Genomic DNA, 20697 nt, shown 5'->3' with positions numbered 1-20697 from the left:
GGCCAATCCGCACCGCGCGGGAATTCCCACCCCAGGCAGGCGGGACTGCGGCGCATTGCCCGCACTATGCGAGACTCTGCGCCGTGCCGAGTGCTGAAACCGAGCCAGCCGGGGCCGTGGCGGCGCCTGCCCCACGGCGTGGACGAGCCATGTCCCGGTTCGCGCGGCGGGCGACCTTGCGCCGGTCGCTGCGACTGCTCGGCAGTTTCCGGTTCGAGCAGACCGATCCCGCACTGTTCTACGGCGGTCTGGCCGGCGACAGTGCGGCGATGATCGGCGATTTCTACGCAGATGTCACCGGACACGGCCTCGCGGGCGCGACCATCCTGGATGTGGGCGGCGGCCCCGGCTACTTCGCCGACGAATTCGTCAAGACGGGTGCCCGCTACATCCCCGTCGAACCCGACCCATCGGAGATGCACGCCGCCGGACTCTCGGTAGCGGGCGCGGTCCGCGGGTCCGGTATGGCGCTGCCGTTCCGGGATAACGCGGTCGACATCTGCTTCTCCTCGAACGTCGCCGAGCATGTGCCGCAGCCGTGGGTCATGGCCGACGAAATGGTCCGCGTGACCCGTCCAGGCGGCTTGATCGTGCTCTCGTACACGGTGTGGCACGGCCCGTTCGGCGGCCACGAAACAGGGCCGTGGCACTACGTCGGTGGTGAGTACGCAGCGCGCCGATACCGTCGCAAGACCGGCCGGGAACCGAAGAACCGCTTCGGCAAGTCGCTGTTCGCGGTCGGCGCTGCCGCCGGGTTGCGTTGGGCGGCGGGCACTTCCGCAGATGTGCGCATCGTCTTCCCCCGCTATCACCCGCGTTGGGCATGGTGGGTGGTTCGCGTACCCGTGCTACGAGAGTTACTGGTGAGCAATCTGGTGGTAGTGGCCACCAAGCCGTAGTGCTACTTCTCCAGCCAGCCCCGGCGCCAGCTCCTGCGCCCGCATGCGTTGATCGTCACTGCCCATGGCGATTCCTGAATGGCCAAGCCGACCGTCTCCAGGGTGGTCAGGCCGACCTGATCAGCCAGCATTCCGACGACGGCGACCGCCTCGGCGGCCTGCATCGCGGCGGTTGCCTGCTCGATGGTCAGCGTCCGGCCCGGTAGGAAGGAAACCACCCATCCACCTGCGCCGACACTTTTAGCTTGATGCTCGGTCTGGTCGCTGGTCATCCGCGACTGACCGATCACTTGCACCGCCATGACTCTGACTCCCCAATTGCGTAATCGGTTCATGAATCGAGCGAGCTGATCAGTAGCTACAGCATGACCGGTGCAACAACGGAACGCAATAGTGCGTTCTCTGAAAAGCGAACCGACAGGTTGGAATTCGCGCTGTTCAGACGGACGGACGGACGGAAAACTGGAACACGTTACAGACAATCGGGCCACAAAACTGTAACGTGTTCTCATGCATTACGACAGCCTGTTCATCGGCGGCCGCTGGACCGCACCCGCCGCCACCGAGCGCCTCCAGGTCATCTCGCCCGCGACGGTCGAGCCGGTGGGCAGCGTCCCGGTGGTCGGTCGCGCCGACGTCGACGCCGCTGTAGCCGCCGCCCGGCACGCCTTCGACAACGGTCCGTGGCCGTCCACACCGCCCGCGGAGCGCGCCCAGGTACTGACGCGCGCCGCGCGCCTGATCGAGGAGCGTTCGGCCGATCTGCTCGCCACGCTCACCGCGGAAATGGGCGCGCCGCAGATGATCGCCATGACGCTCAACCAGATTCCGGCGGTGGCCGCGCTCGACGCGTACGCCGGACTGGCCGAGTCCTTTCCCTGGAACGAAACCCGCACCGGCCTGTTCGGCACCGCACGGGTCTCGCGGGAGCCGCGCGGTGTGGTCGCGGCCGTCACGGCATGGAATGTCCCGCTTTTCCTCGCGGCCAATAAGCTCGCGCCCGCATTGCTCGCCGGATGCACGGTGGTGCTCAAGCCCGCGCCGCTGACTCCGTTGACCGCCAACAAGATCGGGGAAATCTTCACCGAGGCGGGCCTGCCCGAGGGTGTGCTGTCGATCCTGCCCGCCGAGGCGGATGCCGCGGAGTATCTGGTCTCGCATCCGGGCGTCGACAAGGTCACCTTCACCGGCAGCACCGCGGTCGGTCGCAAGATCGGTGCCATTGCGACCGGACAGCTCAAGAGCGTCTCGCTCGAGCTCGGTGGTAAATCGGCGGCAATCCTGTTGCCGGATATGGATATCGCCAATATCCCGGTGCTCGCCTTCTCCGGTCTGATGAACAGCGGCCAGGGTTGCGTCGCGCAGACCCGCATTCTCGCGCCGCGCGGCCGCTACGACGAGATCCTGGACGCGCTGGTCGAGCACGTGCAGACGCTGAAGACCGGCGATCCCACCGATCCGGCGACAACCTTCGGCCCACTGATCTCCGAACGTCAGCGCGACCGTGTCGAGGGCTATATCGCCAAGGGCAAGGAGGAGGGCGCGCGACTGGTGCTCGGCGGCGGCCGCCCGGCGGATGTGGACCGCGGCTGGTTCGTCGAGCCGACCATCTTCGCCGATGTCGACAACAAGTCGACGATTGCGCAGGAGGAGATTTTCGGCCCGGTCCTGTCGGTCATCCCATACGAGACCGAGGACGAAGCGGTAGCCATCGCGAACGATTCCGTATACGGCCTGGCCGGCTCGGTCTGGACCGCCGATATCGAGCACGGCGCGGAAATCGCGGCGCGGGTGCGCACCGGAACCTACGCGATCAATTGGTACGCATTCGACCCGAGCTCGCCGTTCGGCGGTTACAAGAACTCCGGCCTCGGCCGGGAGAACGGACCAGAGGGTCTGGACGCATTCTGCGAGCAGAAGTCCCTGCTGATGCCGATGGGATGGACGGGGTAGTCAAGCCCCCGACATAACCACCCGGACTACCGGCTGACGGTCCGGTGCGTCGACGATGCTCGGCGCACCGGCGTCGACGATTTCGACCTGCCAACCCGACGGCAGCGCATCCTGCAAACGTCCGGCAGCGCGCCGCAGCGGGGTGCTCGCGGTCGCCAGCTCGACCTGCGGCACCGCCAACGGGCCGATTTCCAGATCGGTCATGTTTCCAACCACCTCTCACGCGTCGATCTCATCGCTGACCGCAGGTAGGCGGACTCGCGAGTCGAAAGGGAAGTAGTTCAGTCGATCTAAGTCAGATAGTTAACAATTGGCAATCGAACTGGTCGGTCATGAGACGGAAAACACGCGAAGCATAAGCCCCTCCCGGACAGACTTCTTATTAATACGAAGCACCTCCGGGCAAATCAACCGTAGCGCACCGACGGCTTCAGATCCGACAATCCGAGAACATCGGCCGATCGATACCGCCTGGTACGCGCATTCGCCGACGAAATCCGCTAGCGGCGCAGCGACCGGCGATAACCGGCGGGCGTCGTACCGGTCGCCGCGCGCAGATGCACCCGCAACGCGGTGACGCTACCGAATCCGGACTGTGCCGCAACAACTTCGACGGGCAGTTCGGTAGTCTCCAGCAATTCTCTAGCGTGCACGGTGCGCTGCGCCTCCAACCAGCGCCGCGGCGTGGTGCCCACCTCAGCTTTGAATCGGCGGATAAACGTGCGTTCACTCATCAGCGCATGTCCAGCAAGCGCAGAAACATCCGGCACTGCCGCCGGATTCGCCGCCGCCCAGGCCATGGTCGCGGCCAGGACGCCGGGGAAGTCATTGTCGCCCAAGGCATCCGGAATGTATTGCGCCTGACCGCCCTCGCGGTGCGGTGGTGTCACATTCCAGCGGGCCAAATCGGCCGCCACACCCGCACCCAGCTCACGACGCACGATATGCAGGCATAGGTCCATTCCCGCGGACAACCCCGCCGAGGTGAGCACATCTCCGTCGTCCACGTAAAGTGCGGCGGGGTCGAGCTTTACCGCTGGGAACAGTTCAGCGAATTCATCGCAATACGCCCAGTGGGTGGTGGCCGGCCGCCCGTCCAGGAGTCCTGCCCGCGCCAGGATGAACGCGCCGACGCAAATGCTCACCATGGTCGCGCCTCGCTCCGACGCGGCCCGCAGCGCATCGAGCACCTCGTCGGCCGGCGGCAGCGTGGGCAACCCGATTCCCGGAACCACCACGATGTCGGCGCTCGCCAACGCCTCGAGCCCCTCGTCGACGCGGAGTTCGAAACCGTTCGGGGTCCACACCGGCCCCGGCCGCACTCCGCAGGTCCGCATCTCGAACCCCACCGATTCCCCTGTCTTGCCCGGCCCGTGGCGGAATGCCTGGACCGCGCAGGCCAGGTCGTAGGTCATGACGCTATCCAGCGCCAGCGCGACTACCTGCTTCACGCCCTCAGTTTGGCACGAATCCGAGTATCACCGGAATCCCTGCCACCAGCGGTGCGCCGCGACGGTGCGGCACTCGCCTTGCGCACTTGTTGATCAGATGCCCCGACTCCTGGGGTGACCGCACAGGCTCTGGCCATCACGAACCGCGCATACCCTATGCGCAATGGCCGATCACTATGCGACGCATGCTATTCGGACAGCACCGAGAGGTCATTGGCGCTGGCGGTCGTGGCGGCGCTGGGCGGCCATCACCTCGACCGTGTGCTGACGGATCCAGCCGAGGAACTGGTGCAGCGACTCGGTGAGCCCCAGGCCGAGTTCGGTGAGTTCGTAGCTGACCCGCGGTGGCGTGGTGGGCTCGACGGTGCGCGCGATCAGCCCGTCACGCCCGAGCGTGCGCAACGTCTGCGACAGCATTTTCTCGCTGATACCACCGATTTTGGCATGCAACTCGGAGAACCGTAGCGGCCCGTCGGTCAGCGCGGTCAGGATCAGCATGCCCCAGCGACTCGTGATGTGGTCGAGCACCTCGCGCGCCGGACACTCACTGTTGAATGCGTCACTCATGCCCTGCCAGGTAGTGGGCTCGACCTGCGAACGTACTGCCATTTCTGGAGCTTACCTGGAGGTATGTCCTTACCACAGGTAAGTCCTGCGGCCTACGCTGCCGCCATGGTCACAGTCGTTTTCGGAGCCAGAGGCAATGTCGGTCGCCACGTAGTGGAGGGCCTGATTTCGAGAGGGGAACAGGTCCGTTCGACGAGCAGGGCACCCGCCACCGCAGGCTTCCCGCCGGGCACGGAGGTCGTCGCGACCGATCTCGAGCAGCCCGAAACGCTGCCCGCCACACTCGAAGGCGCGCAGCGCGTCTTCCTCTACGCCAAGCCCGAGGGGATCGACGGTTTCGTGGCAGCGGCCGAGGCCGCCGGGGTGCGGCACGTGGTGTTCCTCTCGTCAGGGGCCGTGCTGCAGAGCAATGCGTCGAGCAATCCAATTGCCTTGATGCACAGCGTCATCGAGTCCGCCATCGAGAAGTCCGGTCTGAATTGGACCTTCATCCGCCCCGGTATGTTCGCCACGAACGCCCTCTGGTGGTGGCAGCAATCCATCCGGGACGAGGGCGCGGTCCGGATGCCGTATCCCGACGCCAGGACCGCACCCATCCACGAGAAGGATCTGGCAGCACTCGCGGTGACCGCGCTGACCGAGCCCGGTCACCATGGCCAGGCCTATACCGTTTGGGGCCCGGAGTCACTTACCCTGCGCGAGCAGGTACAGCAGATCGGTGCGGCCATCGATCGCGAGATCGCTTTCGAGGTGATTTCCGATGAACAGGCCCGTGTGGAGTTGCGCAAGACCATGCCGGAGATCGGCGTCGAGGCCGTCCTGGCCGGCTGGAAAGCCGGAGTCACCACCCCACCACTGGTATCAACCATCATCCAAGACATCACCGGCCGCCCCGCCCACACCTTCGCCCAGTGGGCACAAGATCACGCTCCCGACTTCCGCTGACCGATCAAGATCAGGTGGACCTGATGGCGGAGGCTTCTCGCGTTTTGCCGCCATCGTTTCCACGTGATCGCCTGTCCAGTCCGACCACTTGGGTGGGGGGATTGGCGGGAATTCGAGGGTTAGTGGCATTTGTGCCACTCGTCGGTGGGGGATTTGGGGGCTTCACTGGATGCGAGACGTGTTCGAGGAGAAGGAGATCGATGTGGGTGCGCCGGTGGGGATGGATTGGGAATGGGCGAGGCGTACCGGTGGGGCACTTTCCGGTGGTCAGCGCAGGCAGCTGACGGCCAAGCTCGTTGCGGGTGCGCCTCGGCTCGTTGCCGGGCAGGCCGCGTTGGCACTTGGGAGAGGCGGGCGCGGGCGGGTGGATTTCGCGGAACTCCGACTGCCCGATTCGAAGCTGGCCAAGGCCGCGGAAGAGGAAGCGCGGGAGTGCCTTTCGGTGCACGTGCTGGAGCACTCGTATCGGAGTTATTTCTTCGGGCGCGCGCTCGCTGAATTCGACGGCACGAAATACGACGACGAACTGGCCTACGTCTCCTGCCTACTGCACGATTTGCAGCTCGAACATCCAACGCCCGGAAGGTGTTTCGCGGTGACCGGCGCGGAGCGCGCCGTCGGATTCGTTCTCGGCGCAGGTGCGACACCGGAGCAGGCGGAGACGGTCGGCGCCGCGATCGCCGCGCATCTCACCATCGGGGTGGCCGACAATGTCGACGATCTCGGCTTCGTTTCCGCCGGTGCGGCCGTGGACGTGTTCGGGGCGCGGATGTCCGAGCTCGATCCGCGCTGGGTCGAGGAACTACTGCGGCGTCATCCGCGGCACAACTTCAAACAGCACATGACGGAAGCGCTCACGAACGAGGCGGCCGCAGTGCCGGACGGCCGCACCCGATGGCTCATACGAACCGCGGGCTTCCGTCAACTGATCGGCCGCGCCCCGTTCTCCGAATAACCTCCGCCGCAAACGAAACCGCCCGCACCGTCACGAAAGACGGTGCGGGCGGTCCCGCGAGTATCGGCGACTACTCAGCCCCCACGGAGCGAGCCTTACGAGCAACCGTTCACGACCCGCCTCGCCTCCAAGCGGCCGAAGCACAAGCGCCGCAGACCGCAAGTATCAGCGACAACCCAGCCACCACGGAGCGAGCCTTACGAGCAACCGTTCACGACCCGCCTCGCCTCCAAGCGGCCGAAGCACAAGCACCGCAGACCGCAAGTATCAGCGACAACCCAGCCACCACAAAGCGAGCCTTACGAGCAACCGTTCACGACCCGCCTCGCCTCCAAGCGGCCGAAGCACAAACGCCGCAGACCGCAAGTTTGACGACTACTCAGCCACCACGGAGCGAGTCTTACGAGCGACCCGTTCGCGGCCCGTCTCGCGTCCGAGTCGTCGAAGCGCATGCGCCGCAGGCGCGAGTCTCGACGGCTCGGACGCGAGACACCAGGGGCCGCGAACACGCAGCGCCGCAGGCGCTGCAATTAGACAGAGCCCAGGCGTTCCTTCAGTGCTTCGAACTCGTCGCGCACGCCGGAGGGCAGCTTGTCGCCGACGAATTCGAACCACTCCTCGATGAGCGGGATCTCCTTGCGCCATTCGTCGGCATCGACGGCGAGTGCCTCGTCGACATCGACTGGGTCGACATTCAGACCATCGAGGTCCATCTGGGCGGCGGTGGGCACATTGCCGATCGCGGTCGGCTCGGCCTGTGCCGAACCCTCGATGCGGCCGACGATCCACTCCAGCACGCGGGAGTTCTCACCGAATCCGGGCCACAGGAAGCGGCCGTCGCCACCGCGACGGAACCAGTTCACGTAGAAGATCTTCGGCAGCTTGTTCGCATCGGCGTTCTTGCCGACGTTGATCCAGTGGTTCAGGTAGTCACCGACGTGGTAGCCCATGAACGGCAGCATCGCCATCGGGTCGCGGCGCACGGTACCGACCTTGCCCTCGGCGGCGGCGGTCTGCTCGGACGACAGGGTCGCGCCCATGAAGACGCCGTGCTGCCAGTCGAAGGATTCGGTCACCAGCGGGACCGTGGTCTTGCGGCGGCCGCCGAACAGAATGGCCGAGATCGGCACACCCTGCGGGTCGTCCCATTCGGGAGCCAGGGTCGGGCACTGCGACATCGGCGTGCAGTACCGCGAGTTCGGGTGCGCGGCAAGGGTTTCGGTCTCCCGCAGGTACCAGTCGTTGCCCTTCCAGTCGATCAGGTGATCGGGCTCGCCCTCCAGGCCCTCCCACCAGACATCGCCGTGATCGGTGAGCGCGACATTGGTGTAGACCGTGTTGCCCGCTTCGACGGTCGCCATGGCGTTCGGGTTCGAGCTGCGGTTGGTGCCCGGCGCGACGCCGAAGAATCCGTACTCCGGATTCACCGCGTACAGGCGGCCGTCCTTGCCGAAACGCATCCAGGCGATATCGTCGCCCAGGGTCTCCGCTCGCCAGCCGGGAACCGTCGGCTGGATCATCGCGAGGTTGGTCTTACCACAGGCGCTCGGGAATGCCGCGGCGATGTAGTACGCCTTGTTCTCAGGGGAGATCAGCTTGAGGATCAGCATGTGCTCGGCCAGCCAGCCCTCGTCGTGGGCCATGGCCGAGGCGATGCGTAGCGAGTAGCACTTCTTGCCGAGCAGCGCGTTGCCGCCGTAGCCGGAGCCGTAGCTCCAGATCTCGCGGTCCTCGGGGAAGTGGGTGATGTACTTGGTGTCGTTGCACGGCCACGGCACATCGGCCTCGCCGTCGGCCAGCGGTGCGCCGACGGAGTGCAGCGCCTTCACGAAGGGCTTATCGGTGCCGAGCTTCTCCAGCGCGGCGGTGCCCATGCGGGTCATCACGCGCATCGAGACCACGACGTATTCGGAGTCGGTGAGCTCAACGCCCAGCTTGGGGTCCTCGGCGCCGAGCGGGCCCATGCAGAACGGCACCACGTACATGGTGCGGCCCTTCATCGAGCCGCGGTACAGCTCGGTCATGGTGGCGCGCATCTCGGCGGGGTCGACCCAGTTGTTGGTCGGGCCCGCGTCGGCCTCGGTCTTCGAACAGATGTAGGTGCGGGATTCGACACGCGCCACATCGGAGGGGTCGGAGAGGGCGAGGAACGAGTTCGGCTTCTTATCCTCGTTGAGCTTATGGAAGGTGCCCGCCGCAACAAGCTGGGTGGTCAGCCGGTCCCACTCTTCGTCGGAACCGTCCGCCCAGACCACTCGCTCTGGCTGAGTGAGTTCTGCGACTTCCTGTACCCAGGCGAGTAGTTCGCTGTGCTCGGTCGGCTGCTTGCCGTCGGAATTCCGAAGACCAGGAATGGTCGCTGAGGTCATGAAAACTCTCCTGAGATGGGCGGTTCAAGGTGTAGCCGCCTAGGCTGACCTTTTCGAGCGACCTGCGAGCAGTCGCTACGTAAGGCCCATGACCAGCGCGAACACACCGAGCGCCACCGTTGGCGGGAAGGCACCCGCTACGACCAGTCGAAAGCGCGTCATGGCTGGACCGCGTACAAGGACGAAGCGGACGCCCAGGTTCCTGCTTAAGAGGTTAACGCGATGTGACGACCAGTACGGAATCGGGTTCCCCCAGGAGTACCCACTAAGTTACCTAGTCAAAAGAAGTCCGATACCGGTCGAGGATGGCGATATCGCGTTCGCAGGCGGCGAGCTGTCCCGGTTGCTCGGCCGCGGCACGGCGCAGTTTGGCCTCCAATTCGGCCACCTGACGGTCGATTTCGACGATTCGCTCGGTGCTCGCGCGCATGACGCGGTCCGATAGCGCGGTCTCCGATTCCACCAGTGCGGTGGCGACCCGCTGCTCCAATTGGGCCTTCACATTGACCAGCGCGTCGGAGACCCATTGACGGAGGTGCGCCCGGTCGGCGACCTGGCCGCGGGCCCGCACCACCCAGGCCGCCGCACCCGCTCCGAGCAGCAGCGTCACGGGTAGGACCGCGAAATTGAGGGCTTGCACGAGCGAGAACGGGGCGACCAGTAGGCGCCCGATGCCGACCCCCGCGGATGCGCCCAGCGCGATCATGAGGTGATCTTCGACACCTCGGTGCCTCGGCTCCGGATCCGGACCGACACGCGGGGCCGGATCGCGCCAACGAGGTGGCATGTCGCGGTCGTGTTCCGGTGCTGCGCCGACGCGGTCGGTGAGCTCGGACAGCCGCTGGTCGATGGTTCCGTCCACGGCATTGGTCAGCTCGTTGACCGCCTGCTGTAAGCGTTCGGGATAGCCGCCGAATTCGGCGCGGCGCAAACGGTCGAGTTCGCCCCGGGCGGCGGCGTGCAGTGCGCGGACCCTGGCCCCGGCATCGGTCATCAGATCGACCCTGGCCAGATGCAGTTGGCTGCGCAGCGTTGACATGGCGGTGGCGCGGCCGCCGTCACGTCCGGCGAGCAGTACGGCGCGTTCCTCGCGCCACTGGATCGGTTCCGCGCCGGAGCGCAGCACCACGACCTGTTCGGCGACCCGTCGGCGGGTATCGGTCAACACCCGGGTGGTGACGGCGGCGACCCGGTCGTCGGATTCGGCGCCGGCCGTCGCCGCCGCGAGTTCCGCGTGCAGCGCGCCGAGGCCGGAGCGATCGAGCAGGCCGGCATCCCCCGCCGCCCGGCCCGCCACCGCGAGCCGGGCCGATACCGGCACGATCTCCAGATCGTCGATGCCCTGGGCGGCGAGCAGTTCGAGGTTGTGCGCCTGTACCGCGCGCCAGTCCTGGTAGGCGTGGATGCCGTTCATGGCGAGCAGGATCCGGGTGCCGTCGGCGCGCAGGCGCCGCACCATGTGCAGGGTGTCCGCGCCGAGGGCACTACCCGCGTCCAACAGCATGAGTGCGACCGCCGATGGCGCATTACCCGACGGCGATGTGGTCTCCACCGCTGCGCTCGCATCGGGCACCGGATCCGAGAGCGGGATCCGCGGCTCGAACCGAGCCAGCTCGGTGCGCAGCAGGCTGGTATTGGCGTCATCGGGCCCGATCAACGACACCGCCGACGCCACCCCGGTCCCCCGCACCGCGCGCAACAGCGCCGTCCCCTGCGGATTCCACCGCGCGATGACCGCTTCGACCTCCGGAGCCAGCGAGCCCTTCTCGGGTTCGGGCGCTCCATGAGGAGCCCCGCGTGACGCACCCGCTGACCGACCGGGCGCGGTGCCCGGTCCCTCGGCTGGCCCAGCCGATTCATCCGCACTCGTCGGCGATCCGCTCGGCGGCGATACCTGTGCCGCCGGACGACTCGCGGATCGGCGTGGAGCAGTGGCGGTTTCATCACGCTCGGGCGCACCCGAGGCCGACGGCTCCGTGCCCGCGGAATCCGGTTGCTCAGAGTCCGGCACTGCTCATCCGTTCCCATAGCCGGATGTAACCGTTGTGTACGCGGAGGGCGGCGCGGCGAGCCGCAGGGGACATATCGCTGGAGACGACCGCGCGCCAGCGGGCGGCGCGGGCGAGGGCGTCGTCGGCGTCGGACGGTGCGGGTGAACGATATCCGGCGGCCAGGTGGGCGACCTCCGGGTAGGCGAGGCCCGCGCAGAGGCCGAGCCAGAGGGCGTCGTCGCCGAAGAGGTAGTCCTCCAGCATGTCCCGTGCGTTCGCGCCGTCGGCAGGGACGGCGCGGGCGGCGAGACGGGCCAGTTCGTCGAGGATTTCGCCGCCGCGCAGTGCGGAGACCTGTTCGTAGCGGCGATGCAATAAGCGGTGCAGCGGATCGATACCGCTGGCCGCGTGCATGATCTGCAGCAGTGCGTGCGGACCCAGTTCGGGGTCTTGCCGCAACGCCGACAGCGCGCACGTTACGCCGTACAGATCCCAGCGCTGCAGCAGTTCTTCGCGCTCAGCGACATCCGGTCCGGCCGATGCCGAGACGAACAGGTCGGGCGAAAGCGTGAGCGCCGGATCCGCGGTTTCGGCCAGGCGGCGCAGCGTGACCATATCGGCCTCGCTCACCGCACCGGCCCTGGTGCGCACGGCCAGCGAGGCGACCACCGGCAGCGTGACGGTCCCGAGGCCGCCGCTGTACTGCTCGGCGGCGACGACCGCATCACCCCACCGGGATCCGATGGCATCGGCCTTGTTCAGCACCGCGACCGTGCGCTCCGGCGGCAAGTCCGACAGCATCCGCCGGTCCGCTGGCTGCGGCGCACCGGAGAGCACGTAGACGACGATGTCGGCGTCGAGTTCAGGATCGGCCACGCCCGGTTCATCGATCGGCGCTGTCTCCACCGCCGACATCAACGCCAGCGCGTGCAGCACGGTGGTCCGCCCGGTATGCGCCCGCCCGGTCACCTGAATGCGCGGCGGCCGACGCCACCGCGCGATGGCGGTCCCCACCTGGCCCACGATCCGCGGATCGGCACCCGAGCGCAGCGTCGCGAGCAGGTGGTCGAGTTGGTCCAGTTCCCGTGCGGGTCCGCCCGGTCGGATCTGGGGCCCGTCGGATTCGGTTGCTGTCGGCAAAGCTTCGCACCCCCTTTTCGGTGCGCCATTCTTGCAGACATACCGCGCGGACGGGCCGTAGCGACTGCTTGCAGGTCGCTCGAAAGGGTCAGCTAGCGACTGCTTGCAGGTCGCTCAAAAGGATCAGCTGCCGCTGAAGTATTTGTTCGCGGTCCGCACGGCCCAGTTCGGCGCGTATTTCGCGGCGGCCGCCAGTACCTTTGCCTGCGCGCCGATTTCGTAGTGCACGCGCGGCAGCCGTCCGCGCTTGCTGGTCGCGTCCCAGATCCCCTGCGCGACATCCTCGGCGGTCAGGCGCACGCCAAGCGACTTGGTCGAACCGGTTTCGACCCCGTCCACCATTGCGGTGGCCACGAACAGCGGCCACACCGCGATCACCCGGATATCGTGGTGCTCCCATTCGAGATCGAGTGCCTCGGTGAGGTTTTTGACCGCGGACTTGGTCGCGCCGTAGCTGGCGAGTTCGGGTTGACCGTAGATCGCCGACGCCGAGCACAGATTCACCACCTGAGCACCGGGCGTATCGCGCAGATAGCTGAACGCAGCATGCGTACCCGCTATGACCCCGCCGAGATTGACGTCGATGATTGTCTGGTGGGCGGCCAGATCGATCGATTCGAACGGACCCGCGCGCAGGACGCCCGCATTGTTGACGAGGATGTCGAGCCGGTTCTCGTCACCGTTGAACTCCGCGAGACGCTCGACCCAGTGAGTGTTGTTCGTCACATCCAGCACCCCGGTGCGCACACTGCCGTCGGCGGCGTGGATATCGGCCGCGAGCCTGGTCAGCCCCACCTCATCGATATCGTATGCACCGACGTGATACCCCTGTGCTGCGAAAAGTAGGGCGGTGGCCCGGCCGATACCCGCCGCCGCACCGGTGATGAACACAGTCGGTCTGCTCATGCGCGCAGTCTAATGCGGCAGCAAGCCCCCTACCTCGGGGTTCCCACAGATGCCATGGTCACTTAATCTGGCGGGATGGTCGGCACCATAGTCGGTGCGCAGCTTCGCTTTTCGAACACGGCAAGCCGACCAGGCGGAATCCGTTCCGCTGGTCTCGATGAGGAGGTTGCCGTGACCGTTGATGTCATCGGTGCTGAGCCGGACGCGTCCGGCGATCGGAAGCCACTGCTACCCAGTAGCGATCCATTCCTCCGTCCACCGAAGGGGTTCGCGGCCCGTCCGGCGGGGACCATCCTGCGCAGCCGTCGCGTCGAACTCGCACTGTTCGGACTTGTACCGCAGCAGGTCTCGGCCTGGCAGCTGCTCTACCGCAGCTGTGACATGCACGGCACCCCGGAAGCGGCGGTCACCACGGTGCTGCTGCCGCTCGACGCCGACCCGAACGAAGACCGCCCGCTGCTGGCCTTCCAGACCGCCATGGACGCGGTGGCGGAGCGATGTTCCCCCTCCTACGCATTGCGTCGCGGTTCCCACGCACTCGGCTCGGTCACCCAATTCGAATGGATGCTGGTGGCCAACGCGCTGCGCCGGGGTTGGGCGGTGAGCATCGCCGATCACGAGGGCCCGCACGGGAATTTCGGCGCACCGCGCGAGCCCGGTTACCGCGGACTCGACGGGATCCGCGCGGCGCTGCGCTTCGCGCCGCTGGGTCTGCGCCCCGATACCCGGATCGCGGTCTGGGGTTATTCCGGTGGCGGTATGGCCAGTTCGTGGTTGGTCGAGATGGCGCCGACCTACGCACCGGAGCTCGATATCGTCGGCGCGGTGCTCGGCGCACCGGTCGGCGATCCCGGCCAGGTATTCACCCGACTCAACGGCGGGCATTACGCCGGATTGCCCGCGATCGTGATCGCGGCGCTGCGCAGGCTCTACCCGGCACTGGCCGCGGTATTCGACAGCGATTGCGATGCCGAGGGGCTCCGGCTCATCGAACGCGCCGAACGGTCGACACCGTTCGCGGCGATTCTCGGGCTCGTCAAAAGAGATGTCGGCCACCATCTGAGCCGTCCGCTCGCGGAGGTGCTCGCCGCGCCCGATATGCAGGCCATGCTCGACGACCTGCGCCTCGGCCACTCCATCCCGACCTGCCCGCTGCTGGTGGTGCAGCCGGTGCACGACCAGATCATCCACATGGACGGCGTCGACGGCCAAGTCGAGCGGTATCGCCGCGGCGGGGCACAGGTCACCTATGTGCGCGACCGGCTCAGCGAGCACTTCTCCCTGCTCCCGCTGGCCACCCCGATCAGCCTGGACTGGCTCGGCGATCGGCTCGCGGGAAAACCGGTACACGAAGTCGGCGACAGCACGGTGTGGTCGGTCGCGGCCTCGCCCACGGGGGTGCGCGGATTGTGGGAAATGCTCGGCACCGCGCTCAAGGTGGCGCTGGGCAAGCCGCTGCGTCAGGAGACCGAGCCCGCGGCTCGAATCCCCCGCGTACGCGCCGCGTAACTGTTCGTCTCGGGTGCCCCGCAAGCGATCCGCTACGACCGCTTGCTGCCCGCATCCTGCGATGCTGGACAATGGAGCGCGTGAACGACGCCGCGAACCATACTGCCGAGTCAGTTCCCGGACCGCCGTCCACAGCTCCGGCTCCGGCGGACGGTGGATCCCGAAAGGGCTCGGGCTCTCGCCTGTACCCCCGCGTGACGAGCTTCCGCTCGCGCCGGGGGGCACTCACCGCGACCCAGCAGCAATCCTGGGATCGCACCTGGCCCGAGATCGGTCGAGATGTGGCCGACGAATCACTCGACGCCGCCGCCTGGTTCGGCCGCGAGGCCCCGCTCGTCATCGAGATCGGTTGTGGGACAGGCACCGCCACCGCCGCGATGGCACAGGCGGAACCGCATCTGAATCTCATCGGCATCGAGGTCTATCAGCCCGGTCTCGCGCAGCTGGTGCAGCGCATCGAACGCGAGCAGATCGGCAACATTCGACTGCTGCGCGGTGACGCTGTGGACGTGTTGGAAAACATGATTGCTGAGCAGTCGCTCACGGGCGTTCGAGTCTTCTTTCCTGACCCGTGGCCGAAGGCGCGACACCATAAGCGGCGGCTGTTGCAGCCCGCGACATTCGCATTGATCGCCAATCGCCTGCGGCCCGGCGGTGTGTTGCACGTCGCGACCGACCACGCCGACTACGCCGAATTCATCGCCGAAGTCGGCGCGGCAGAATCGCAGCTCATCGGCCTGAACGAGGCCGCGGGCGGGGTCAGCGCCGAGCATCGCGACAGCGCGCCGATCGGCTTCGAAAGGCCCGTCACGAAATTCGAAGGCAAGGCACATCGCGCCGGAAGCGCCATCAACGAGTTCATATGGGGGAAGATCGAATGATGAGTGTCGGTGAGATGGCCCGTGAGGTCGTGGATGTTGCCGGGGAGGTGCACGGAACCGGATCCGAGGTGATCGGCGCGGTTACGCCCGATGTGCGTCGAGTGCTATTGGTCTGGGACGCCCCGAACCTCGATATGGGACTGGGCGCGATCCTCGGCGGCCGCCCGACCGCCGCCTATCGACCGCGCTTCGACGCGCTCGGCCGCTGGCTGCTCGCGCGCACCGCCGAACTATCGGTGGGCAGCGTGACCCGAGTCGAACCGGAAGCGACCGTCTTCACCAATATCGCGTCCGGCACCGCCGATGTGGTGCGGCCGTGGGTGGAGGCGCTGCGCAATGTCGGCTACGCGGTCTTCGCCAAGCCCAAGATCGATGAGGACTCCGATGTCGACGCGGATATGCTCGCGCACATCGAGCTACGCAGCCGCGGTGCCGGGCTGGCGGGCATCATGGTCGCCTCCGCCGATGGCCAGGCATTCCGCGAACCGCTCGAACGATTGGCCGCCAACGGAATCCCCGTTCAGATACTCGGCTTCCGTGAGCATGCGAGTTGGGCCGTAACATCCGATACCCTCGAGTTCGTAGATCTCGAGGACATCCCGGGCGTGTTCCGTGAACCGCTGCCCAGGGTCAGCCTCGACTCGCTGCCCGACGAGGGTGCTTGGCTGCAGCCGTTCCGGCCGCTGTCGGCGCTGCTCACCTCTCGCCCTGCCCAAGGAGTCGCTTAGTGTTCACACGCTGGGGCGATCTGGTCTATCGGCTGCGCTTCGCCGTCATCGGCATTGTCGCGGCCGCACTCTTGGCACTCGGCGGTTACGGCCTCGGCCTGGAAGACCATCTCAGCTCCAGCGGGTGGGATGACCCCACGTCGCAATCGGCCAAAGCGGCCAAGTTGTCCGACGAGGCGTTCGGACGTGATCACAACAGCGATGTGATCGTGCTCTACACCGCACCGGACGGTAAGACGATCGATGATCCCGAATTCCGGCAGAAAGTCGTCGACAGCCTCAATATGCTGCCGCGCGACCATCCGGATGAGATCGCCAAGATCAACGGCGCCTACTGGCAGACCGAAACCGGCCCGGCATCACCATTGACGTTCGGCTCGAAGGATAAGAAGTACACCTTCGCCTCGATCGCCATCCAAGGCGATAACGACACCGCCATGGTGCGCAACTTCCGGAAAGTGAACGGCGTCTTCGCCATTCCGGGCATCGACGTACAGGTCGCGGGTCTGCAGGCGGTGGCGGGCACGCTGAACGACACCATGGCCGCCGACCAGAAGCGGATGGAGATCCTGGCCATCCCCGCGGTCGCGGTGCTGCTGTTCTTCATCTTCGGCGGTGTGGTCGCGGCGGCGCTGCCATTGATCGTCGGTGGTCTCACGGTGATCGGCGCCTGGGGCATCGTGCGGTTCGCGACCGAGTTCACCGAGGTCAACTCGTTTGTCTCGCCGGTCGTTTCGATGATCGGTCTCGGTCTGGCCATCGACTACGGCCTGTTCATCGTGAGTCGGTTCCGAGAGGAACTCGCCGAGGGCTACGACACGCGTGCGGCCGTGCGCCGCTCGGTGATGACCGCGGGTCGCACCGTGGTGTTCTCCGCGACCATGATCATCGCCAGCCTCGGCGGCATGCTGCTGTTCCCGCAGGGCTTCCTCAAATCGATCGCCTACGGCTCGATCGCGACCGTCTCGCTGGCCGCGCTGACCGCCATCACCATCCTGCCCGCGATGCTCAGCATTCTCGGGGCGCGGGTGGATATGCTCGGCCTCAAACGATTCCGCAAGACCAAGACCGCCGAGGAAGTCGAGACCGGTTTCTGGGGCAAGTCGACCCGCTGGGTGATGCAGCATCCGCTCAAGATCGCGATCCCGATCTGCATCCTGTTGCTGCTGCTGATCATTCCGGTCAAGAATCTGGCCTTCGGCGGTATCAACGAGCGGTACCTGCCGCCGGATAACGCGACCCGACTCGCACAGGCGAAGTTCGACTCGATCTTCCCGCTACGCAAGTCCGATCCGATCCAGCTGGTTTTCGTCTCCGGTAACAGCAATGCCGTCGGCAAGCTGTGGGCCGCGGCCAAGCAGGCGCCCGGCTTGAACGGCACCTTCGACGTGCCTGCTCAGTCCAACACGGACAAGGAAGTGTTCCGCACCAGCGCGACGCTCGCGGATTCGGAGAATTTCGATCCGACCATCGACTATCTGCGCTCCCTAGAAATTCCGGACGACGTGCAGATGTATGTCGGTGGACAGCCGGCGATCCAGAAGGACAGCATCGACGCGCTGCTGCACCGGATGCCGTTGATGATCGCGCTGGTGCTGTTCGTGACCACGCTGCTGATGTTCCTCACCTTCGGCTCACTGGTGCTGCCCATCAAGGCCGCGTTGATGAGCGCGCTCGGATTGGGTTCCACGCTCGGCATTTTGACGTGGATCTTCATCGACGGACACGGTGCGAGCCTGTTGAACTTCACGCCGCAGCCGATCATGTCGCCGGTATTGGTGCTGATCATCGCGGTTATCTACGGTCTTTCGACCGACTACGAGGTATTCCTGTTGTCGCGCATGGTCGAAGCTCGTACGCAGGGCGCTTCGACGACCGAGGCAGTGCGCATCGGTACCGCGCAGACCGGGCGCATCATCACCGCCGCCGCGCTCATCCTGCTCGTGGTGACCGGCGCGTTCGCATTCTCCGATCTGGTCATGATGCAGTATCTGGCCTACGGCATGATCGCGGCGCTGTTCATCGACGCGACGATTCTGCGCATGCTGCTCGTCCCGGCCACCATGAAGCTGCTCGGCGACGACTGCTGGTGGGCGCCGGCGTGGATGAAGAAGGTGCAGCAGAAGGTCGGGCTCGGCGAACCCATTCTGGACGACGAGCGTCCCGGCGGGGGCGAGGTCGTCGACCTGGTGAAGACCACGCCCATCACCGATCCGGTGACGATGCAGATGCCCGCGCTCACCGATAACGTCAGTACTCGGACGCGGTCACCGCGGCGGCCGCGCACCGTCGAGGAGATCGAGGCGGAGGCGCCGACGCAGCATTTCGCGAAGCTCCCGCCCGAACCACCGGTGCCGCCGCGGCCGGTTGTCGCGCCGCACGATCCGACTCGGCCGCGGGCGAATTCGCCGCTGCATACACCACCGCCTGGGCCGCCCGTGCCGCCTTCCGGACAGGCATCGCCTGCGCCGGGGTTGCCAGCCGCGCCGCTCGGCCAGTCGGCGCCGTCGGCACCCGAGCCCATTCGGCCGCGGCCGATTCCGACGATTTCGGGAGCGTCCGAACCGACTCGTCCGATTCCGCCTGCGCCCGCACCGACGCCTCCCCCGCCACCGGTCCAGCAGACGCCGATCCCTGCTCCGGACCATCCGACCCACCACGCAGCGTCGGAAAGCCACGCCCCGTCGAATGACGATGCCTCGGATGAGAACCGGAGCAGCATCGAAAACTGGATGGCCGAGTTGCGGTCCAATCGTCGCCGCATCGGCCAGCCCGACGAAGGTCGGCACCACAGCGCGGACGGGCGGACGGTCAGCGTGAACGAGCTGCTGCGGCGGCGGGATCGCGAGTAACGCCTTGCGCGGCTGCGGCTTTCGTTTCAGCACATCCCCGAAAGCAGCAACAGGCGCAGGTAGGTTTTGCTTCTCCAGACGCTGATGGCATAAGTGATGTCGCGCGCATTCTGGCGGACGAGTAGGCCGGGTGCGGCGACGTGGGTGGTCCACTAGGCCGGTCGTGCGTGCGGCTCGAGCCACACCTGTTCCTACCCGGGTGCCGGTGGCGGATCGTCGGTGACGGCTGAACGACACTGAGCGGCTTCGGTGCCAGCGGTTTTTGCGGGCCGCTCGGTGCGAACCCGATAGCTCACTGGATCGGTGTCGGGCTCAGGTTTTCGTCCGTTGCGGGCTGATGATCGTCGAGCCAGGTGAGGATGGTGTGCAGGCAGATGCCGATATTGCCGATCTGGCAGTGGTTTTGGGCTTGTTCGGCGGCGGTGAACAAGCGCGTGGTGACGGAGCGGGCGTGGGTCAGCGCGGCGGCTTGGCGGTGGAGTTGGTGTGCGGGCACGTAGTGGTCGTCGGCTCCGGCGAGTAGGAGGACGTCGGCGGTGACGCGGTCGGAGATGGTGCGGGTGGACAGGGTGCGGGCGACGCGGAAGAAGGTGTAGGCGTCCGCGGTGCCGGTGACGTGCATGCCCTGGCGCAGGCCCCAGGCGGCGATCGGTTTGCGGGCGGCGGCCAGGCGTGCGGTGAGGTTGACGATGGGGCGAGCGCGGGCAGTGTCGGCTAGGCGCAGTGCCGGGGTTGCGCCGGGAAAGGCTTGTCCGCCAAGGCATTCGAGGAAGTCGTCGAGAACGTCGAGCGCGACGACGCGACGGATGCGGGCCTCGAAGGCGGCCGCGCGGATGGCGAGTCCGCCGCCGAGTGAGATGCCGATCAAGGTGACGTCGTCGAGGTCGTAGTGGTCGAGAACGGCTGCGACCGGGTGTTCCCAGGTTGCCGTGAGGGGTAGTCCGTGGTCTTCGAGAGCGCCGCCCTGGCCGGGGCCGTCGAAGGCGATGACGCGGTATCCGGCGCGGGCTCCGGTCAGTAGCAGGGGGAAGATTTCCTCGGTGTACTCGTCGAATCCACCGCAGACGACGAGGACGCCTCGCGAAGGCCCCTCGGGCCGCACCTCGTATGTCGGCAAAGTGGCCGCACCGTAGGGCACGTCGACCGGAGACAGCCGGTAAAGATCGCGCATCGCACCGACGAACCGGTCGCGAGCGGGGACGCGACGCGGGTCATCGACGGGCATGAAGAATTCTGCTGCCCGGTCGTAGTACGCGGCGGGCAGCACGCGACCGTCGGCCCGTGCCTGCTGTGCCAGCTCGAGGAACACCGTGATCCACTCGGAGTAGGAGCTGATCCGCTCGGCGGCCGCGCGGACCTCGGCCAGGGCGTCGGGTCCGATCCACTGCAGGAATCGGTTGAGCTGGAATTCCATGCCCCGGTCCGGATGCAGTCTGTGGTAGCCGACTGGGTCCGCAGTGGGCGCGATGTCGATGGTCGGCGCATCCCAGTTGACCATATCCACTCCTTAACGCAAGTAATAATGCGATAAGTACGCTAACGCGCAGCGAA

Annotated in this window: 17 protein-coding genes; 8 read left to right on the top strand and 9 right to left on the bottom strand. The window is 66.4% G+C overall.

The genetic code is table 11. The features are described 5' to 3' along the window. Positions 1–149 precede the first annotated feature (149 nt). Positions 150–899: a class I SAM-dependent methyltransferase gene (locus OIE68_RS33900; protein WP_327095045.1), complete on the top strand. Its 750-nt coding sequence runs from the start codon at positions 150–152 to the stop codon at positions 897–899. 2 nt (positions 900–901) lie between these two features. Here OIE68_RS33900 and OIE68_RS33895 read toward each other — a convergent pair whose 3' ends face one another. Next, entirely contained in the window at positions 902–1201 is a 300-nt protein-coding gene (locus tag OIE68_RS33895; protein WP_327095044.1) for a hypothetical protein, read from the bottom strand. Positions 1202–1409: 208 nt separating this feature from the next. Here OIE68_RS33895 and OIE68_RS33890 point away from each other — a divergent pair, with 208 nt between their 5' ends. Continuing rightward, positions 1410–2852, top strand: a complete 1443-nt coding sequence (locus OIE68_RS33890) for an aldehyde dehydrogenase (RefSeq protein WP_327095043.1) — start codon at positions 1410–1412, stop codon at positions 2850–2852. On the opposite strand, the gene OIE68_RS33885 is transcribed toward OIE68_RS33890, so the two are convergent. From OIE68_RS33885 to OIE68_RS33875, 3 genes are all read right to left on the bottom strand, one after another. After that, positions 2853–3056, bottom strand: coding sequence for a hypothetical protein (locus OIE68_RS33885; RefSeq protein ID WP_327095042.1), 204 nt, complete (start codon positions 3054–3056; stop codon positions 2853–2855). 296 nt (positions 3057–3352) lie between these two features. Next, positions 3353–4303, bottom strand: coding sequence for a GlxA family transcriptional regulator (locus OIE68_RS33880; protein WP_327095041.1), 951 nt, complete (start codon positions 4301–4303; stop codon positions 3353–3355). 210 nt (positions 4304–4513) lie between these two features. Beyond that, the gene (locus OIE68_RS33875) at positions 4514–4912 is read right to left on the bottom strand and encodes a helix-turn-helix domain-containing protein (RefSeq protein ID WP_327095040.1); all 399 of its coding nucleotides are present in this window, start codon (positions 4910–4912) and stop codon (positions 4514–4516) included. A gap of 63 nt (positions 4913–4975) precedes the next feature. On the opposite strand from OIE68_RS33875, the gene OIE68_RS33870 reads away from it, so the two are divergent. Then, positions 4976–5815, top strand: coding sequence for an SDR family oxidoreductase (locus tag OIE68_RS33870; RefSeq protein WP_327095039.1), 840 nt, complete (start codon positions 4976–4978; stop codon positions 5813–5815). 169 nt (positions 5816–5984) lie between these two features. Beyond that, positions 5985–6770: a phosphohydrolase gene (locus OIE68_RS33865; protein WP_327095038.1), complete on the top strand. Its 786-nt coding sequence runs from the start codon at positions 5985–5987 to the stop codon at positions 6768–6770. A gap of 530 nt (positions 6771–7300) precedes the next feature. Here the strand turns inward: OIE68_RS33865 and OIE68_RS33860 are convergent. The 4 genes from OIE68_RS33860 to OIE68_RS33845 form a co-directional block, all read right to left on the bottom strand. Then, a complete protein-coding gene (locus tag OIE68_RS33860) occupies positions 7301–9139 on the bottom strand; it encodes a phosphoenolpyruvate carboxykinase (GTP) (RefSeq protein WP_327095037.1) in 1839 nt (612 codons plus the stop codon). Between the two features lie 274 nt (positions 9140–9413). Then, positions 9414–11150: a hypothetical protein gene (locus OIE68_RS33855; RefSeq protein ID WP_327095036.1), complete on the bottom strand. Its 1737-nt coding sequence runs from the start codon at positions 11148–11150 to the stop codon at positions 9414–9416. Beyond that, on the bottom strand, positions 11137–12270 hold the full coding sequence (locus OIE68_RS33850; RefSeq protein WP_327095035.1) for a hypothetical protein: 1134 nt from the start codon (positions 12268–12270) through the stop codon (positions 11137–11139). The genes OIE68_RS33855 and OIE68_RS33850 overlap by 14 nt, the downstream gene beginning before the upstream one ends. A 123-nt stretch (positions 12271–12393) precedes the next feature. Next, complete coding sequence (locus tag OIE68_RS33845) at positions 12394–13176, bottom strand: SDR family oxidoreductase (RefSeq protein ID WP_327095034.1); 783 nt, start codon at positions 13174–13176, stop codon at positions 12394–12396. 171 nt (positions 13177–13347) lie between these two features. Between OIE68_RS33845 and OIE68_RS33840 the strand changes: the two genes are divergently transcribed. The 4 genes from OIE68_RS33840 to OIE68_RS33825 all read left to right on the top strand — a co-directional run bounded on the left by OIE68_RS33840 (position 13348) and on the right by OIE68_RS33825 (position 19146). After that, entirely contained in the window at positions 13348–14685 is a 1338-nt protein-coding gene (locus OIE68_RS33840; protein ID WP_327095033.1) for a lipase family protein, read from the top strand. Positions 14686–14756: 71 nt separating this feature from the next. Further along, positions 14757–15566, top strand: a complete 810-nt coding sequence (gene trmB / locus OIE68_RS33835; protein ID WP_327095032.1) for a tRNA (guanosine(46)-N7)-methyltransferase TrmB — start codon at positions 14757–14759, stop codon at positions 15564–15566. Next, positions 15566–16294 (top strand): NYN domain-containing protein, encoded by a 729-nt coding sequence (locus OIE68_RS33830; RefSeq protein ID WP_327095031.1) that lies wholly within the window; start codon positions 15566–15568, stop codon positions 16292–16294. The genes trmB and OIE68_RS33830 overlap by 1 nt, the downstream gene beginning before the upstream one ends. After that, positions 16294–19146: an MMPL family transporter gene (locus OIE68_RS33825; RefSeq protein WP_327095030.1), complete on the top strand. Its 2853-nt coding sequence runs from the start codon at positions 16294–16296 to the stop codon at positions 19144–19146. Before OIE68_RS33830 ends, OIE68_RS33825 begins: the two co-directional genes overlap by 1 nt. 292 nt (positions 19147–19438) lie before the next feature. On the opposite strand, the gene OIE68_RS33820 is transcribed toward OIE68_RS33825, so the two are convergent. Further along, positions 19439–20644 (bottom strand): alpha/beta fold hydrolase, encoded by a 1206-nt coding sequence (locus OIE68_RS33820; RefSeq protein WP_327095029.1) that lies wholly within the window; start codon positions 20642–20644, stop codon positions 19439–19441. Positions 20645–20697 lie beyond the last annotated feature (53 nt).

It is taken from the genome of Nocardia vinacea (assembly GCF_035920345.1).
GTDB classification, from domain to species: Bacteria; Actinomycetota; Actinomycetes; order Mycobacteriales; family Mycobacteriaceae; genus Nocardia; species Nocardia vinacea_A.
This window is presented reverse-complemented; position numbering and strand designations above follow the sequence as displayed.

Bases quoted from the DNA above. Each gene is read 5' to 3' on its own strand.
- OIE68_RS33820 (WP_327095029.1), bottom strand. From the start codon at position 20,644: ATGGTCAACTGGGATGCGCCGACCATCGACATCGCGCCCACTGCGGAC.
- OIE68_RS33870 (WP_327095039.1), top strand. From the start codon at position 4,976: ATGGTCACAGTCGTTTTCGGAGCCAGAGGCAATGTCGGTCGCCACGTA.
- OIE68_RS33895 (WP_327095044.1), bottom strand. From the start codon at position 1,201: ATGGCGGTGCAAGTGATCGGTCAGTCGCGGATGACCAGCGACCAGACC.
- OIE68_RS33860 (WP_327095037.1), bottom strand. From the start codon at position 9,139: ATGACCTCAGCGACCATTCCTGGTCTTCGGAATTCCGACGGCAAGCAG.
- OIE68_RS33845 (WP_327095034.1), bottom strand. From the start codon at position 13,176: ATGAGCAGACCGACTGTGTTCATCACCGGTGCGGCGGCGGGTATCGGC.
- OIE68_RS33890 (WP_327095043.1), top strand. From the start codon at position 1,410: ATGCATTACGACAGCCTGTTCATCGGCGGCCGCTGGACCGCACCCGCC.
- OIE68_RS33875 (WP_327095040.1), bottom strand. From the start codon at position 4,912: ATGGCAGTACGTTCGCAGGTCGAGCCCACTACCTGGCAGGGCATGAGT.
- OIE68_RS33885 (WP_327095042.1), bottom strand. From the start codon at position 3,056: ATGACCGATCTGGAAATCGGCCCGTTGGCGGTGCCGCAGGTCGAGCTG.
- OIE68_RS33830 (WP_327095031.1), top strand. From the start codon at position 15,566: ATGAGTGTCGGTGAGATGGCCCGTGAGGTCGTGGATGTTGCCGGGGAG.
- trmB (WP_327095032.1), top strand. From the start codon at position 14,757: ATGGAGCGCGTGAACGACGCCGCGAACCATACTGCCGAGTCAGTTCCC.
- OIE68_RS33900 (WP_327095045.1), top strand. From the start codon at position 150: ATGTCCCGGTTCGCGCGGCGGGCGACCTTGCGCCGGTCGCTGCGACTG.
- OIE68_RS33865 (WP_327095038.1), top strand. From the start codon at position 5,985: ATGCGAGACGTGTTCGAGGAGAAGGAGATCGATGTGGGTGCGCCGGTG.